The sequence below is a fragment of the Streptomyces sp. OR43 genome (genome assembly GCF_008042275.1).
Classification (GTDB): Bacteria; Actinomycetota; Actinomycetes; order Streptomycetales; family Streptomycetaceae; genus Streptomyces.
The window spans coordinates 58855-73591 of sequence record NZ_RDBK01000029.1; the positions used below are offsets into that span (position 1 = coordinate 58855).

The 14737-nt window shown below is 71.0% G+C and carries 10 protein-coding genes and 1 pseudogene; 2 read left to right on the plus strand and 9 right to left on the minus strand.

The genetic code is table 11. From position 1 onward, the window contains the following. Positions 1-71: 71 nt before the first annotated feature. Positions 72-2504: a glycoside hydrolase family 95 protein gene (locus EAO72_RS15590; protein WP_148017936.1), complete on the plus strand. Its 2433-nt coding sequence runs from the start codon at positions 72-74 to the stop codon at positions 2502-2504. Between the two features lie 116 nt (positions 2505-2620). On the opposite strand, the gene EAO72_RS15595 is transcribed toward EAO72_RS15590, so the two are convergent. The 8 genes from EAO72_RS15595 to EAO72_RS15630 form a co-directional block, all read right to left on the minus strand. Beyond that, positions 2621-3523, minus strand: coding sequence for a sugar-binding transcriptional regulator (locus tag EAO72_RS15595; RefSeq protein WP_261991487.1), 903 nt, complete (start codon positions 3521-3523; stop codon positions 2621-2623). A 268-nt stretch (positions 3524-3791) separates the two neighbouring features. After that, positions 3792-5246, minus strand: a complete 1455-nt coding sequence (locus tag EAO72_RS15600; protein ID WP_148017938.1) for an FGGY family carbohydrate kinase — start codon at positions 5244-5246, stop codon at positions 3792-3794. Then, positions 5243-6199: a transketolase family protein gene (locus tag EAO72_RS15605; protein WP_148017939.1), complete on the minus strand. Its 957-nt coding sequence runs from the start codon at positions 6197-6199 to the stop codon at positions 5243-5245. Before EAO72_RS15605 ends, EAO72_RS15600 begins: the two co-directional genes overlap by 4 nt. Beyond that, entirely contained in the window at positions 6196-7104 is a 909-nt protein-coding gene (locus EAO72_RS15610; RefSeq protein ID WP_261991488.1) for a transketolase, read from the minus strand. The genes EAO72_RS15605 and EAO72_RS15610 overlap by 4 nt, the downstream gene beginning before the upstream one ends. Beyond that, the gene (locus EAO72_RS15615; RefSeq protein WP_148017940.1) at positions 7101-8144 is read right to left on the minus strand and encodes a sugar phosphate isomerase/epimerase family protein; all 1044 of its coding nucleotides are present in this window, start codon (positions 8142-8144) and stop codon (positions 7101-7103) included. The genes EAO72_RS15610 and EAO72_RS15615 overlap by 4 nt, the downstream gene beginning before the upstream one ends. Before the next feature lie 98 nt (positions 8145-8242). Next, positions 8243-9643 carry a glycoside hydrolase family 28 protein gene (locus EAO72_RS15620; RefSeq protein WP_148017941.1) on the minus strand — a complete coding sequence of 467 codons (1401 nt, stop codon included), beginning with the start codon at positions 9641-9643 and terminating at the stop codon, positions 8243-8245. A 191-nt stretch (positions 9644-9834) separates the two neighbouring features. Next, complete coding sequence (locus tag EAO72_RS15625) at positions 9835-11790, minus strand: glycoside hydrolase family 127 protein (protein WP_148017942.1); 1956 nt, start codon at positions 11788-11790, stop codon at positions 9835-9837. 8 nt (positions 11791-11798) lie between these two features. Next, a complete protein-coding gene (locus EAO72_RS15630; protein WP_148017943.1) occupies positions 11799-12530 on the minus strand; it encodes a GntR family transcriptional regulator in 732 nt (243 codons plus the stop codon). Positions 12531-12989: 459 nt separating this feature from the next. On the opposite strand from EAO72_RS15630, the gene EAO72_RS15635 reads away from it, so the two are divergent. Beyond that, complete coding sequence (locus tag EAO72_RS15635) at positions 12990-14498, plus strand: pectinesterase family protein (RefSeq protein ID WP_148017944.1); 1509 nt, start codon at positions 12990-12992, stop codon at positions 14496-14498. Here EAO72_RS15635 and EAO72_RS15640 read toward each other — a convergent pair. Beyond that, a pseudogene (locus tag EAO72_RS15640) lies at positions 14431-14737 on the minus strand (hypothetical protein); the annotation flags it as partial. The gene EAO72_RS15635 and the pseudogene EAO72_RS15640 overlap by 68 nt on opposite strands.

The window sequence follows — 14737 nt, forward strand, 5'->3', positions numbered from 1 at the left end:
CACCGGTGCGGGCCCGTACCTCCGCACCCCCGGTGCGGGCCCGCACCGCACCACACATCTGGAGGCACCCCATGTCCGAGTTGTCCCGGCGGAACGTCCTGGTTGTAGCCGGAGCATCCGCGGCGTCGATGGCTCTGAGCGCCGGAAACGCACAGGCGGCCGAAGCGGCCGGTGGCGCCGCACCGGCGGCCGGCGGCTCTGCGCACGGCCCCAACCCCATGCGCCTGTGGTACCGGTCCCCGGCGGCGGAATGGCTGGAGGCACTGCCGGTCGGCAACGGACGGATCGGCGCCATGGTCTTCGGCGGAACCGACACCGAGCGGCTCCAGCTCAACGAGGACAGCCTGTGGGCCGGGGGCCCGCACGACTACGTCCGTCCCGGTGCCGGCACACACCTGGACGAGATCCGCCGCCTGGTGGTGGAGGAGAAGTGGAACCAGGCGCAGCGGCTCATCGACACCGACTTCATCGGCAGTCCCTCCGAGCAGGTCGCCTACCAAGTGCTCGGTGACCTCGAACTCGCCTTCGACAGCACGGGCGAAGTGACCGACTACGAACGCGAGCTGGACCTGGAGACCGCCGTCGCGCGCACCGGCTACACGCGCGCCGGAGTCCGCCACGTGCGGGAGGTATTCGCCAGCAGCCCAGACCAGGTCATCGTCGTGCGGATGACCGCCGACACACCGGGCGCCATCGGTTTCACCGCCCGTTTCACCACACCCCAGCGGGCGACCGGCTCCACCGTGGACGCGCACACCGTCGCGCTCGACGGCGTCAGCGGCGACTGGTACGGCCTGCCCGGGTCCGTGCACTTCCGCGCGCTCGCCCAGGCGAGGACCGAGGGCGGCCGCGTGTCCACCGCTGACGGCGTGCTGACCGTCGAGGACGCCGACAGCGTGACCCTGCTGATCTCCATGGCGACGAGTTACCGCAATTACCTGGATGCCGGAGCCGATCCCAAGGACCGGGCCCGCCGCCACCTCGCCCCGGCGGCCGGACGCCCGTACCAGCAGCTGCGCAGCCGCCACGTGGCCGACTACCGGCAGCTGTTCTCCCGGGTCGCCATCGACCTGGGGCCCTCGGAGCGGACCGCTCTGCCCACCGATCAGCGCATCCCGCTCTTCTCGGACGGCAAGGACCCGCAGTTCGCCGCCCTGTACTTCCAGTACGGGCGCTACCTGCTGGCCTCCTGCTCCCGGACACCGGGCCAGCCTGCCAACCTCCAAGGCCTGTGGAACGACAGCCTCAACCCCGCCTGGGAGTCCAAGTACACCGTCAACATCAACTTCGAGATGAACTACTGGCCGGCCGGACCCGCCAACCTGGCCGAGTGCTGGGACCCGGCCGTGCAGATGGTCCACGAGCTGGCCGAGTCCGGAACCCGTACCGCCAAGGCGATGTACGACGCACCCGGCTGGGTGCTGCACCACAACACGGACGGCTGGCGGGGGACCGCGCCCGTGGACGCCGCACAGTACGGCATGTGGCCGACCGGTGGCGCATGGCTCTGCCTGATGCTCTGGGACCACTACCGCTTCACGGGTGACAGGGGCGAGCTCAGCCGCAACTACCCGGTGATGAAGGGTGCGGTGGAGTTCTTCGTCAACACGCTCGTCGTCGATGCGAAGACCGGCTGGCTCGTCACCAACCCCTCGCAGTCTCCCGAGGTCACCCATCACCAGGACGAGGGCGAGAGCGTCAGTATCTGTGCCGGTCCCACCATCGACATGCAGCTGCTGCGGGACCTGTTCGACGCCTACCGGAAGGCCGCCCGGGAACTGGGCAGGGACGCCGGACTCGTCGAGCGGGTCAGTGAGGTCCGCGACCGTCTCGCGCCCACGCGGGTCGGGTACCTCGGCCAGATCCAGGAGTGGCTGGAGGACTGGGAGGAGGCCGCGCTGGTCCGCAGCCGTCATGTGTCCCACCTGTACGGCGTCTTCCCGAGCGCGCAGATCAATCCGCGCACGACCCCCGAACTCGCCGCTGCCGCGGTGAAGAGCCTGGAACTGCGCGGAGCGGCCGGTCAGGGATGGTCGCTCGCCTGGAAGATCAACATGTGGGCCAGGCTCCTGGACCCGGCACGGGCCTACAAGCACCTGGCGGACCTGCTCACCCCCGCGCGCACCGCCCCCAATCTCTTCGACCTGCACCCGCCGTTCCAGATCGACGGCAACTTCGGCGGGATCTCCGGCATGACGGAGATGCTGCTGCAGAGCCACGCCGACGAGATCGCCCTGCTGCCGGCGCTTCCCGACGCCTGGCCCGCCGGCTCCATCCGCGGGATGCGGGCCAGGGGCGGATTCGAGGTCGATCTCGCGTGGACGGCGGACGGGATCACGCACGCAGAGGTGCGCTCGCTGCTCGGCAACCCGGTGCGTGTCCGGACCCCGCACCCGGTGGACGTCGAGGGTGCCGATGCCGGCCGGCCCGAGGAGTGCGTGGTGTCCTTCGATACCCGCCGCGGCGGACGGTACCTGCTGACCGCCCGGTCCACGGGGCGCTGACGCGGGGGAGCGGCCCACCGGTCAGCGGCGCGACGACGGGCTGCGCCGCGGCCCGGCCCCCGGTGGTCCGGAGCCGCGGCAGCGGCCTGTGCGTCCACGTGCCGTGACCCGGCGCGTCACTTCAGCAGTTCCCTCGCCACTTCGACATCGGTGATCAGGATGTTGGCCCATTTGCCGAGCACCGCACCGCGGATCGCGGCAGCCTTGTCCATGCCTCCGGCAACCGCGATCCGGCGTTCCACCGCCCGCAGCCGGTCGGGTTCGATGCCGATGAGGCGGTCGTTGAAGCGCGCGTCGACGGCATGCCCGTCGGCGTCGAAGTACCGGGCGCACACGTCACCGACTGCCCCCAGTTCCCTGAGGTCCCGCTGGTCCTCGTCGGTGATCGCGTTGCCGGAGCGGCGCAGCAGAGGCGACGGGTCGAGGCTGCCGACCCCGAGCAGGGCCAGCGTGAGCCGGGACCACGCCTGCATGGTCTCGGCCATCGCCGGTTCCTCTGAGAGCAGGTCACGCAGCTGCGGGCTGCCGACCAGCGCGGCAGACGGAGCGAACACCGGCTGGGCACCTGTCAGTTCGGCCAGGCGGCTCGTCAGGCGTGTGGCGTGCAACTGTACTTCCGGGCTGCCGGAGCCGCCGAGGAGCTGGACGACCTCGTGGGCGACGGACGACGTCCTGGCCCGCATGATCTTCACGGACTCCAGGAGCGTCGCGCTCCACGAGGAGACCCCGATGGTGTCGCCCCCCTTGAGCGTGGCGTCGAGGTAGGTGGCGGTCGCGGCGGCGAGGGCCGGGATCACGTCCGTTCCCGGGCCCTCCACCTCGACCACGACGGCGTCCCGGAGCGCGAAGCGCTCGACCAGGGCCTCCTCCAGCTCGGCGTGAACGCCGTCGGGGGAGACGACCACCGTGCGCACCACACCGCGCTCGACCGCCTCCTTGAGGAGCCGGGAGACACGGGGCTGCGACATGCTCAGCTGCGCCGCGATCTCGGGCTGCCGCACACCACGCTCGTGGTACATACGGGCCACCTTGACCAGCAGCCGCACATGGTCAGGTCCGGGATCCGACCATCCTGCCGCCATCGTGCCTCTCTTCTCCAAGTCCGAACGTGTCCAACGCGGCCAATGTATCGCCGGTCGAATGCTCGGGTGAGCAGACGGTCGCCGCGTGATGCGTCCGATTTCACGCAGGCTCGCCACTCGCCTTCGTGCCGCGTTGCGGGGTGGGGCAGGGCCTGCGGATCCACGCCGGTCACGACATCTCCGCGTTCTCCGGATGCCTTGGCCCTCACTCACTGGGCGGGCGGACCGCTCCGAGCTCGCGGGCGGCGCCGAGCCGTCGTCGCCACCGGGCCCGGGCAGTGTCACGCCGCGCACGGTCCCATGCGGGCCGGCTGAACCGCAGGCGGCTGTCGGCCCGTTCCGCCAGTTCGTCGAGCGTCCACAGACCCAGTCCGAGCCCTGCGAGATGTGCCGCTCCCGCAGCGGACATCTCATGGTGTGAGGTGCGGGCCACGGTGACGCCCGAGACGTCGGCCTGGAGCTGCATGAGGGCGTCGCTGCGACTGAGCCCGCCGTCGGCCACCACGTACCGTGCCGCAGGGAGGGCAGCGAGTACGTCGCCGACCTGGAAGGCAACCGACTCCAGTGCCGCGCAAGCCAGTTGAGCACGACCGGTACCGAGATCGAACCCGGCCAGCACGGGCACCGCCCGCGCATCCCACCAGGGAGCGCCGATCCCGCCGAAGGCCGGGACCAGCGTCACGTCACCCGCGTCGGCACCGGCCGCGAGCCGGATCAGTTCGTCGGGGGAGGCACCGAGGAGATCCGCGAGCCAGGTGACGGTGCGCCCGGTGGAGCGGATGTTGGCCTCGTGGGCGTAGGCCGGGCGGCCGGTGGACCAGGCGATGGTGGTGCACAGGTTCTCGGCCGCCCGGGATTCGTCCGTGACGGTCATGACGGAGGAGCCGGTGCCGTACGTGGCCTTCACGATGCCGGGACGCCATCCACCGTGTGCGAAGAGCGCGGCGTGCGAGTCGCCCATCACCGCGAGCACGGGGGTACCGTCCGGCAGCGGATCCAGCCGCCGTACCGTTCCGAACGGCCCGGTGGAAGGCACGACCCGGGCCAGCGCCCGGCGCGGAATGTCGAACAGGCCGAGCAGTTCTCCGTCCCACTCGCCGGTGGCGAGGCTGAGCAGTTGGGTCCTGGAGGCGTTGCCGATCTCGGTGACCGGCTCTCCGGTGAGCGCCTGCAGAAGGAACGCGTCCACGGTGCCCAGCCGCAGCCCACGGGTGCGGCCGGGGTCGTACTCGTCGAGCAGCGCGGCCATCTTCAGGGCCGAGAACATGGGGTCGAGGGGGAGCCCGGTACGCCGCCGGATGTCGTCGCCGTGACCCTCGTGGCCGAGGCGGGCCGCCAGCCCGCCGCCCCGCTGGTCCTGCCAGCTGACCAGCGGGGCCACAGGCTCTCCCGTCGCCGCGTCCCACAGGACGACCGACTCGCGCTGCGTGCTGAGAGCGAGACCGGCCACGCTGCGCGGATCGGCGTCCCGCAGGCAGTCGGCGACGGCGGTCCGCACACTCTCCAGGAGCGCCCGGGCATCCTGCTCCACGCGGCCGGGGCCGGGGTGCGATTGTGCCAGCGGGATCACGGCCCGGGCGACGACATCTCCGACCGCGTCGAGGAGCAGGGCTTTGGTGGAACTGGTGCCCTGATCGACAGCGAGCAGATGCGGCCTCATCGAGCCCGTCCCATGGCCGATCGTGCGGCGCCGGCCATCCCCTCGGCGTTCAGGCCGAAGTGGTCGAGCAGGAAGGACGCACTGCCCGTCGGTGCGAAGCCCGGAACACCCAACATCCACACGGGTACGGGATGGTGCTCGGCCGCCACCTTGGTGACCGCGGCGCCGAGCCCGCCGGAGAGCAGTCCTTCCTCCGCGGTGACGATGGCCCCGGTCTCCCGCGCGGCGGCGACCACGGCGGCCTCGTCGAGCGGTTCGACTGACGCCATGTTGAGAACGCGGGCCGACACGCCCTCCGCGCCGAGGACGCGGGCGGCCTCCAGCGCACGCGAGACCATGGTGCCGACGGCGATCAGCGTGACGTCCCGGCCCTCGGTGAGCCGCGTGGCCCGGCCGGTCTCGAACCCCGTGCCCTCCGGCATGACGGCGGGCACCTTGAACCGGGGGATGCGGATGTACGCGGGCCTGCCCGACGCGGCGGCGTAGCGCACCGCGCCACGGGTCTCGGACGGATCGGCCGGAACGATGATCTCCAGGCCGGAGACCGCGCGCATCCACGACAGATCCTCGATCGAGTGGTGGGTGGGGCCCAGTTCGCCGTACGCCATGCCCGGGCTCTGGCCGCACAGGACGACGTGCCGTTGCGTGTAGGCGATGTCCGCCTTGATCTGCTCCAGCGCGCGACCGGTGAGAAACGGTGCGGCCGCGGACACGAACGGGACGAATCCCGCGTTGGCGAGCCCTGCGGCAACACCGACCATGTCCTGCTCGGCTATGCCGACATTGATCAGCCGGGTGGGGAACTCCGCCCGGAACCGCACGAGGTTGCTGGAGCCGACCGAGTCGTTGCACACCGCCACGATCCGCTCGTCGGCACGCGCCAGGGCGGCCAACTCGGTGGCGAAGTCCACCCGGCAGTCGTACAGCACCGCCTCCTGCGCAAGGCTGTTCATCGGCCCAGCTCCGCAAGTCCGAGGCGTACCTGTTCGTCGGTGGGTACCTTGTGGTGCCACTCGACCCGGTCCTCCATGAATGAGACGCCCTTGCCTTTCACCGTCTGCGCGATGACCGCGACGGGGCGTCCGGTGGTCGACGGCGCGTACGCCTGCTTGATCGCCCGGTGGTCGTGACCGTCGATGACGCGGACCTCCCACCCGAAGCTCTCCCACTTCCTGCCGAGGGGTTCCAGGGACGAGGTGTCCTCCGTGCGGGCCCCCTGCTGAAGCCTGTTCCGGTCCACCACGGCGGTGAGGTTCGCGAGACCGTAGTGGGCGGCCGTCATGGCGGCCTCCCAGTTGCTGCCTTCCTGCATCTCGCCGTCGCCGAGGACGACGACGGTTCGCCAGCTCTCTCCCCGTAGAAGCGAACCGAGTGCGATGCCGGTGGCGACGGGGAATCCGTGACCGAGCGGACCGGTGTTGGTCTCCACGCCGGGCACCTTGAGCCGGGCGGGGTGGCCGTTCAGCGGCGACAGCGGTGCCATGAACTCGCGTAGCCGGGCCCGTGGGAAGAACCCGCAGGAGGCGAGCGTCGAGTACAGAGCCGCGGCGCAGTGTCCCTTGCTGAGCACGAAGCGGTCGCGCTGCGGGTGGTCCGGCTCGTCCGGGTGCATGCGCAGGGTCCCCCACACCGCGGTGACCAGCAGATCGGTGACGGAGAGGTCGCCGCCGACATGCCCCATCCCCGCCGCCTGGATCGTGGTCAGGACATCGCATCGTACGGAGGCGGAGATTCCGGCGAGTTCGGCGGCTGCCTCGGTGGGCGAGGCGGCGCGCAGGCGCGCGCCGGTCCCGTGGTAGGCGCGGGCCGCGGGTGCGTCAACGGCGAGCGGGGCGGTGGCCTCCGCGGTCGGGGTCACGCGGACTCGCTCTCCGACTCGGCGAGGGCACGGAACAGTGCCCGCTTGGCGATGCGCTGGGCGCCGAGCGCGTCCTGCGAGGCCTGAGCGATGGCCAGCGCGTCGCGGTCGAGGTAGCCGAGGGCGTGGTGGAAGGCGCGCATCGTGCGGATGCCGGCGCGCGCGGCCTCGACGGGGTCCTCGCGGAAGGGGAACTGGTCCAGCTGCCACACCCCGTCCCACCCGGCGTCGTGCAGGGCGAAGAAGAACTCGAACGTCTCGAGAAGGTGGACGGATCCGACGACCATGTCGTCGTCCCAGCCGCGGAAGTTGTCGTTGACGTCGATGGCGAAGAGCTTCGAGCGGGCGATCGCCATCCGGGCGGCCTCCGCGGGGGTCTCGCCTCCGTACAGCGAGTGCCCGAAGTCGAGCAGGACCCCCACGTTGTCCACTCCCATGTCCTCGATGGCGAGTAGGGTTCGCGCGACGGAGGAGAAGACCATCCGGTTGCGGGGCTCACGCGGCTTGTACTCGATGGCGAAGTTCACGTCGGGAAAGGACTGGGCGAGTTCGCGCAGCGCTTCCACCGACTTGGCCCACAGGTCCGTGTAGTCGGCCTGGAAGGGGTAGTCGTACCCGTCCTGTCCCGGCCAGATCTTCACGTACTCGACCCCGAGCTCGCGCCCCACTTCGGCGGAGGCGGCGACCAGGTCGATGGCCTGGCGGCGCACGGCCGGGTCGGGGTTGGTGAAGCCGCCCCTGGCGAACCTGCCGGTGTAGAACTCGGGGGTCACGGCGATGGCCCGCAGCTTCTGTTCGGCCAACGCGTCGCGTACCTCGGCGGTGCTGATGCCCCCCGGAGGGAAGGGCCAGTTGAGGTCCAGCACGGACAGGTCGCCGACGGCACCGGCCAGCTCGATGGCGTCCAGGACCGTGCGGGGTTCGCCGTATCCGTCGGTGGCGTAGCGGTCGACGTACGTGGCGAAGTGCCAGACGCCGGCGCCGTAGACCGGTTCACCCGGACTCGGTGATTGAATATCTATGCGTGGGTGAGTGGACATGCAAATCAACGTACGAATGAGCGTCGGGTGCGTCAACCCCCTGTGCGGCGACATCTGTTGGCCACGCGTGTGGCAGGGCCGAGAGAGGTCTCCTGGGGTTACGGCGCGCCTTCCTGGAGGCGGCCGTTGACCATGACGTGTCGCACGGTCAGGTCGTTCACGGACTGGAGCAGGATGTCCTGTGCGGCGTCGTCGAAGGTCAGGCGGTCCAGGGTGACGTCGCTGACCGGAGCCTCGGGCCGGGCCCGCACGCGCACCGGGTACTCGCAGGGGCCGCGCATCGACCAGCGCGCAGCGGAGAGCCCGGTCACCTCGGCGGGTGTCGCACCGCCGGCGTCACCGGCGTACTGGAACGTGACCTCGAACGGCACGTACGTCCAGGCCGGCGCATCCACGTCGACGACGTGGATGTCTCTGACGTAACCGCCTCTTGCCGGGGTGGACTTGACGACCAGGACGGAGGCTACGGACGCCTCGCCCAGGGCGGGGTCGAAGGGCAGGCGGAGCCGCTGGGCGAGCACGTCCGACACGCCGCCGCTCATCTCGCTGCCGATCGCCACAGCGGCTCCGCCGCTGAGGTACACGCAGTCCCGGATCCGGATGCGCCGTGACGGCACGCCCACCCGTCGGCCGTCCTGGTCGCGGCCGGACTTGATGGCGATGCAGTCGTCATGCGTGGCGAAGGTGACGCGCTCGATCGTTACGTTCTCGCACGAATCGGGGTCGCAGCCGTCGCTGTTGGGCCCCTCGCACTCGATCCGGACGTCGCGCACGGTGATGTCACGGCTCAGCACCGGATGGATGTTCCAGAAAGCGGAGTTGCGGAGCGTGACGCCCTCGATCAGTACGTCCGTGCACGCGTACGGCTGGATGAAGCTGGGGCGCAAGTAGTGGCCCTCGCCGAGGACACGCTCCTCGACCGGCACGTTCTGTGCACCCCACTGCTCCAAAGTCGCCCAGTCGGCCCGCTCATTGGGCATTCCGGGCTGCCAGCCGTACTGTCCGGAGCCCTTCCACGGCCACCAGTGCGCGTTGTCGCTCCGGGCGTCGAGGATTCCTCGCCCGGTGACCGCGATGCCGTGCTGGCCATAGGCGTAGATCATCGGTGAGTAGTTGAAGACCTCGATGCCCTGCCAGCGGGTCCGCACCACCGGCAGGTAGGCGGCCGGATCGGTGCTGAAAAGCACCGTCGCGCCCTCGGCCACGTGCAGGTCGACGCCGCTGAGCAGGTGGATGGGGCCCGTGGCCCAGCGCCCGGCGGGTATCAGTACGTGCCCACCGCCGGCCGCATGGCAGGCGCTCACGGCCGCCCGGACGGCGGCGGTGCAGTCGGTGGCGCCGTCGCCGACCGCACCGTGGTCGGTCACGGGGAACCAGGCGTCGGGGAAGCGGGGGCCGCCGTGGCCGGCGGCTGCCGCGCCGCCGGAGCGGGCCAGCGGGAGCGCAGCGGCGGCCAGGGCGCCGAAGCGGAGAAGTCGTCTGCGTACCGGATCACTCATGGAGGTGTGTCTCCTCGGTGAGATGGGTGGTGGTCCACGGTCGATTCGCCGCCCGCGAGAGGCGTCCGGCCAGGCCGCCCGGTGGTCCGCCGGAGCGAAAGCCCCCGGGGCTGCCTGGTGCCCTTCGAGGCTGACCGCGCGCCGGTTACCGGCCGGCCGCAGGGCCGGATGCCCGGGCGGTCGCCGGGAGGTCACACGGAGGCGGGCCCCGTGTCCCCGGCGTACAGCGGCATCCAGACCCGCATCGCGCCGTCACCGCGGTTGTCCCACAGGTGGTAGGGCACTGCGGTCGCGGTGACGGGCCGTGCGGTGTCCACGGCGGCGGGGCCGCCGAGCGTGCGGTAGGGGAGCCCCGCCTCATGGGCTCCTGACACGGCGACGGCGGGGGCCCGCAGAGTGACAGCGGGGCCGAGACCGTCCAGGTCGCCGTGCGCGACCTCCTCGAAGACCGTGTCGGGGCGGATGGCCAGGTCGTCCACCGCTGCGCCGTCCTGCTGGTCGGCCTGCTCGAAGCAGTAGACCAGCGGGCCGCGTTCGACGGCCGCGCAGCCGCGCACCGCGTCGACGCGCGGGTGCGGAAGCGTCAGCCGGGGAGTCATGTCGAGATTCAGCACCACGGTGTCCCCGGCCCGCCAGTCACGCTCCACCACCGCGTACCCGTCCTGGTCGGCGGTGACCGCGACGTCCTTGTGGTCCGGGGTGTCCAGCCGGGTCCGGGTGGACCACGGCGGGACGCGCAGCGCCAGCGCCCATGGTCCTTCGGGTGCTTCGGCGACGGTGATCGCGACACGGCCCTGCCAGGGGTAGTCCGTCTCGACCCGCAGCCCGATCCGGCCGCCGGCGAAGGGGGAGGTCAGGGAGACAGGCGCGTACTGGTGCAGATGCACGGTCGGCACACCGGCGTGCCCGGAGACCGTCGCGGCGTAGTGTTCGAGGGAGGCGACCAGCCGGGTGACCGCCGGAGGACAGCAGGCGGAGAAGAACCACTCGTCGCGGCAGCGTGGATCGCCTACGGCCTCGGCGTGATCCGCCCGGCGCTGGAGCGGGTTGCCCTTGTAGTAGGTCCGGCCGTCGGCCGAGCGCGCCGCGGCGAACGCGTTGTAGAGGGTGCGCTCGATCAGGTCGGCGTACCGTGCCCGGCCCGTGGCCAGCAGCAGCCGCCAACTCCACTGGATGCTCGCGGCCGACGCGCACGTCTCGTTGTACGAGAGGTCCGGCGGGAGTTCGTACCGTTCGCCGAACACCTCGCCGACCTGGCGCGAGCCGAGACCGCCGGTCAGGGACGTCCGGGCGGCGACCATGTCCAGCCAGCGGCGCTCGGAGGCATCGAGCAGGGAGTCGTCGCCCGTCTCCGAGGCGAGGTCGACGATTCCCGCCTCCAGATAGAGGCCCCGCACCGCGTGACCGGTGACCGCCGGGGCCTCGCGCACCGGCAGATGGTCCTGACGGTGCCTTCTGCCGTGCTTGTGCGCGCCGACCAGACCCCGCCCGCGCCGCTCCACGAAGACGGAGGCCAGCGCGAGATGGCGTTCCTCACCCGTCGTCCGGTAGAGCTCGACGAGCGCGGTCTCGATCTCGGGATGGCCGTCCAGTCCAGGTCCCTCGTGCTCCAGGAACACATCGGCGAGGTGGTCCGCGAACCGGCGCGCGACGTCGAGCAGCGCGGTGTCGCCGGTGGTGCGGTGGGCGGCCACCGCGGCCTGTATCAGATGGCCGGCACAGTACATCTCGTGGCTGTCGACCAGCCGGCTGTAGCGCTGATCCGGCTGGTTCACGTCGTAGGCGGAGTCGAGATATCCGTCGTCCCGCTGGGCGCGGGCCAGTAACCGGGTCGTGTCCGCGAGGAACCCGGCAAGATCGGGGTCGTCGGCGGACCCGAGTTCCCAGGCCGCTGTTTCGAGGACCTTGTACACGTCAGAGTCCATGTAGACGGGACCACGGTGCTCACCGGCAGCATCCCCCGCGGCGATCCTGAGATTGTCCAGATTGCCGGCGCGCTCCAGCCACTCGCGGGCGAGCGGCAGGCTGACGGCGCGGTTGACGTCGCGCCACCGGCGCCACGGTCCGCCGGTCAGCTCCGGTCGCTCCAGTCGGAGCGGGCGGTGTGCGGTGCGCGCGTTGCTGGTGGGTACCGCAGGTCCCGACATGGTCTCCCCTAGATGGTGGGACGGGCTAGGAAGGCGATGGTCTGGTCACGCACCCGCAGGATGTGCGCCTCCAACAGGTCCCGGGCCGCCGACCGGTCGCCTCGTTCCAGCGCGTCGACCACGGCGCGGTGTTCCGAGACGGCGGTGTTCAGCCTGGACGCGGTGATGGGGGCCTCCATGCCGGTGCGGGTCACATGGATGCTGAGATGCAGGTCGTCGTGGAGCTCCAACAACCGGGGGAGCCCCCCCAGTTCCACCATGGCGCGGTGGAACCGGCCGTCGTTCTCCCGGAAGTCGATGTAGCGGGTGTGGTCCTCCACCGACTCCCGGGCCAGTACGTCGGCCTCGTCCACGAGTTCGCGCAGCCGGGCCGGCGGCTGCCGGTCGGTGCGCTCCCCGAAGAGGCGCAGGGCGTGCGATTCGAGCATCAGCCGCAGCTCGAACAGTTCGTAGATGCTGGACAGCGAGGGAATGGCGACGGTGAAACCGGCGACGGGGTCGTAGGCGAGCAGGCCGCGCTCGTAGAGACGGCCGACCGCGCTGCGCACAGGGGTACGGCTCATCCCCAGCCTCCGGGCGAACTCCCGCACAGGGACCGGCTGGCCGGGAGCGGGGTGCTCCTTGGTCAGCCAGTCCACCAATGCCTTGCGGGCCCGGTTCTCCAGGCTCTCATCTGCCGTGGCGGCGATCGACGACGTGGCCGGTTCGCGCGGGGTCGAATCCGCCTTCGGTGGGGTCATGCCGTCCTCCTGGCACTCCGTGACTGTGGTCCGGGCCACCGTACCGTTCGCCCTGCACGCCCGTGACGCATGGTATGCCACTGGTAGGCCAACTGTCCGCCCGTTGGGCGAGATCGTTCCCGCGAGCACCTGGAGGGCCGTCGTCGGCGCGCCCCGTGGCGGTCTTCCGCGGCCGCCGGGCACAAGGGAGTGCTGCTCTCAGGGATGCGATCGAACCAGATGGCCGAGGGTGATCCCCCGCCGCCGCGACCAGCGCTTCCGACGGTGGGTTTCCGTCCGGACAGGTGCCGGACCATGGCGAAGTGGCCCGGTCGGTCCGGCTGGTCCGCCTTGTCCGCGTCGGTCCGCAGTCGTCGTACGGGCCGTCGTTCCGGGGCTGTACAAGGGGTGTTCACCCTGCGGGTCATGTGCTTCCATCGCTGGCATGCCATAGGTATGCCGGGATGAGGAGCCGCTCCCATGCGAACGAAATCACGTCAGCTCGTTGCCCTGTTACGACCGGTGCTCCGCGCCGGGTCCGTCCTCGCCGTCCTGCTCGCCCCGACGGCCGTACCCCTGCCCGCAGTGGCCGGGGTCCTGCCCGACCCCCCCGGAGCGCCGGCCGCGGTCGCCCCCATCGGCACCGCGGGCGCCGTCTGCGCCGACACGCCCCTGCGCCTCACCTTCGACGAGGACGTCCGGGTCGGCTCCGGGGGCCGCCTGACCGTGCACCGCCCCGACGGCAGCGCCGTCGACACCATCGACCTCGCCGACCCGGCGTCGTACCAGCGCCTCATCGGCGGGGCACGCTCCGACTACGGCGAACCGCATCGCTGGACCTACGAGCCGGTCGTCGTCGAGGGCCGCACCGCCACCGTCCTGCTGCACCGCACCCTGGACCCGGGCAAGCAGTACTACGTCACCGTGGACCCGGGCTTCTTCGAAGGGCACGCGGGCATCACCTCGCCCCGTACGTGGCGGTTCCGCACCGCCGCCACGCCCCGCCCCGGAACCGCGGAACTGCGCGTGGACGCACACGGCGGCGGCGACTTCTGCACGGTGCAGGGCGCCGTCGACTTCGTCCCGGAGGGGAACGAGCAGGAGGTCACGATCGATGTGGCCCCCGGCACCTACCGGGAGATCGTCTACATCGGCCAGAGCCGGCCGCACCTGCGGGTGAACGGCTCCGGAGCCGGCCGCACCGTCGTCGCCTACCCCAACAACAGCGTGCTCAACGGCGACTCCGCCATGGCTGACGTGCCTCCGGAGCAGAGCTACTGCCCTCGGCGGGTACTGCCGCAACCGGACCGGTTCAACTGCTGGCGTGCCGCGTTCGGCGTGGACGCCGACGACTTCCGGTTGGGGAGCATCACCGTGCACAACCTCACCCCTGACGGCGGCTCGCAGTCCGAGGCGTTCCGGGGCAACGGCGACCGCATCGTCCTGGACCGGGTGCGCGTCCTCAGCCACCAGGACAGCCTGCGCCTCCAGGGACGCGCGTACGTGGCCGACTCGTACATCGAAGGAGACGTCGACTTCCTCTGGGGGACCGGCGGTGTGTTCGTCCGCGACTCCGAGCTCAAGGCGCTCGACCTCGGATACATCAGCCAGATCCGCAACGCTCCCGACGGGCCGGGCGTGGTCTTCTCCGGTACCCGCCTCACCCGCGCGCCGGGCGTGGCCGACGGCAGCGTCCTGCTCAGTCGCATCGACAGCCGATTCCCCGCCAGCCAGGCCGTCTTCATCGACACCGCCATGGACGCGCATGTGGCGCCCGTCGGCTGGGGTCTGACCGGATTCGACTGCACGAGCGGTCAGCAACTGCGCTTCTGGGAGTACGGCAGCACGGACCTGCGCGGGGCTCCGGCGGACACCTCGCAGCGACTGTCCTGCTCACGGCAACTGACCGAAGCCGAGGCGCTCACCTGGCGCGATCCGGCGACCCTGCTGGACGGCTGGGACCCGTCCGCCACGACCGGCCGCGGGTGAGGCGGGTACCGGAGAAGACCACGCCCGGCCCGTCGGGAGCGTTGCGGATCTGGCTGATGTATCCGAGGTCGAGCGCCTTGAGCTCGGAGTCGCGGACGAACACACCGCCGGTCCCCCAGAGGAAGTCGACGTCTCCTTCGATGTACGAGTCGGCCACGTACGCGCGTCCCTGGAGGCGCAGGCTGTCCTGGTGGCTGAGGACGCGCACCCGGTCCAGGACGATGCGGTCGCCGTTGCCC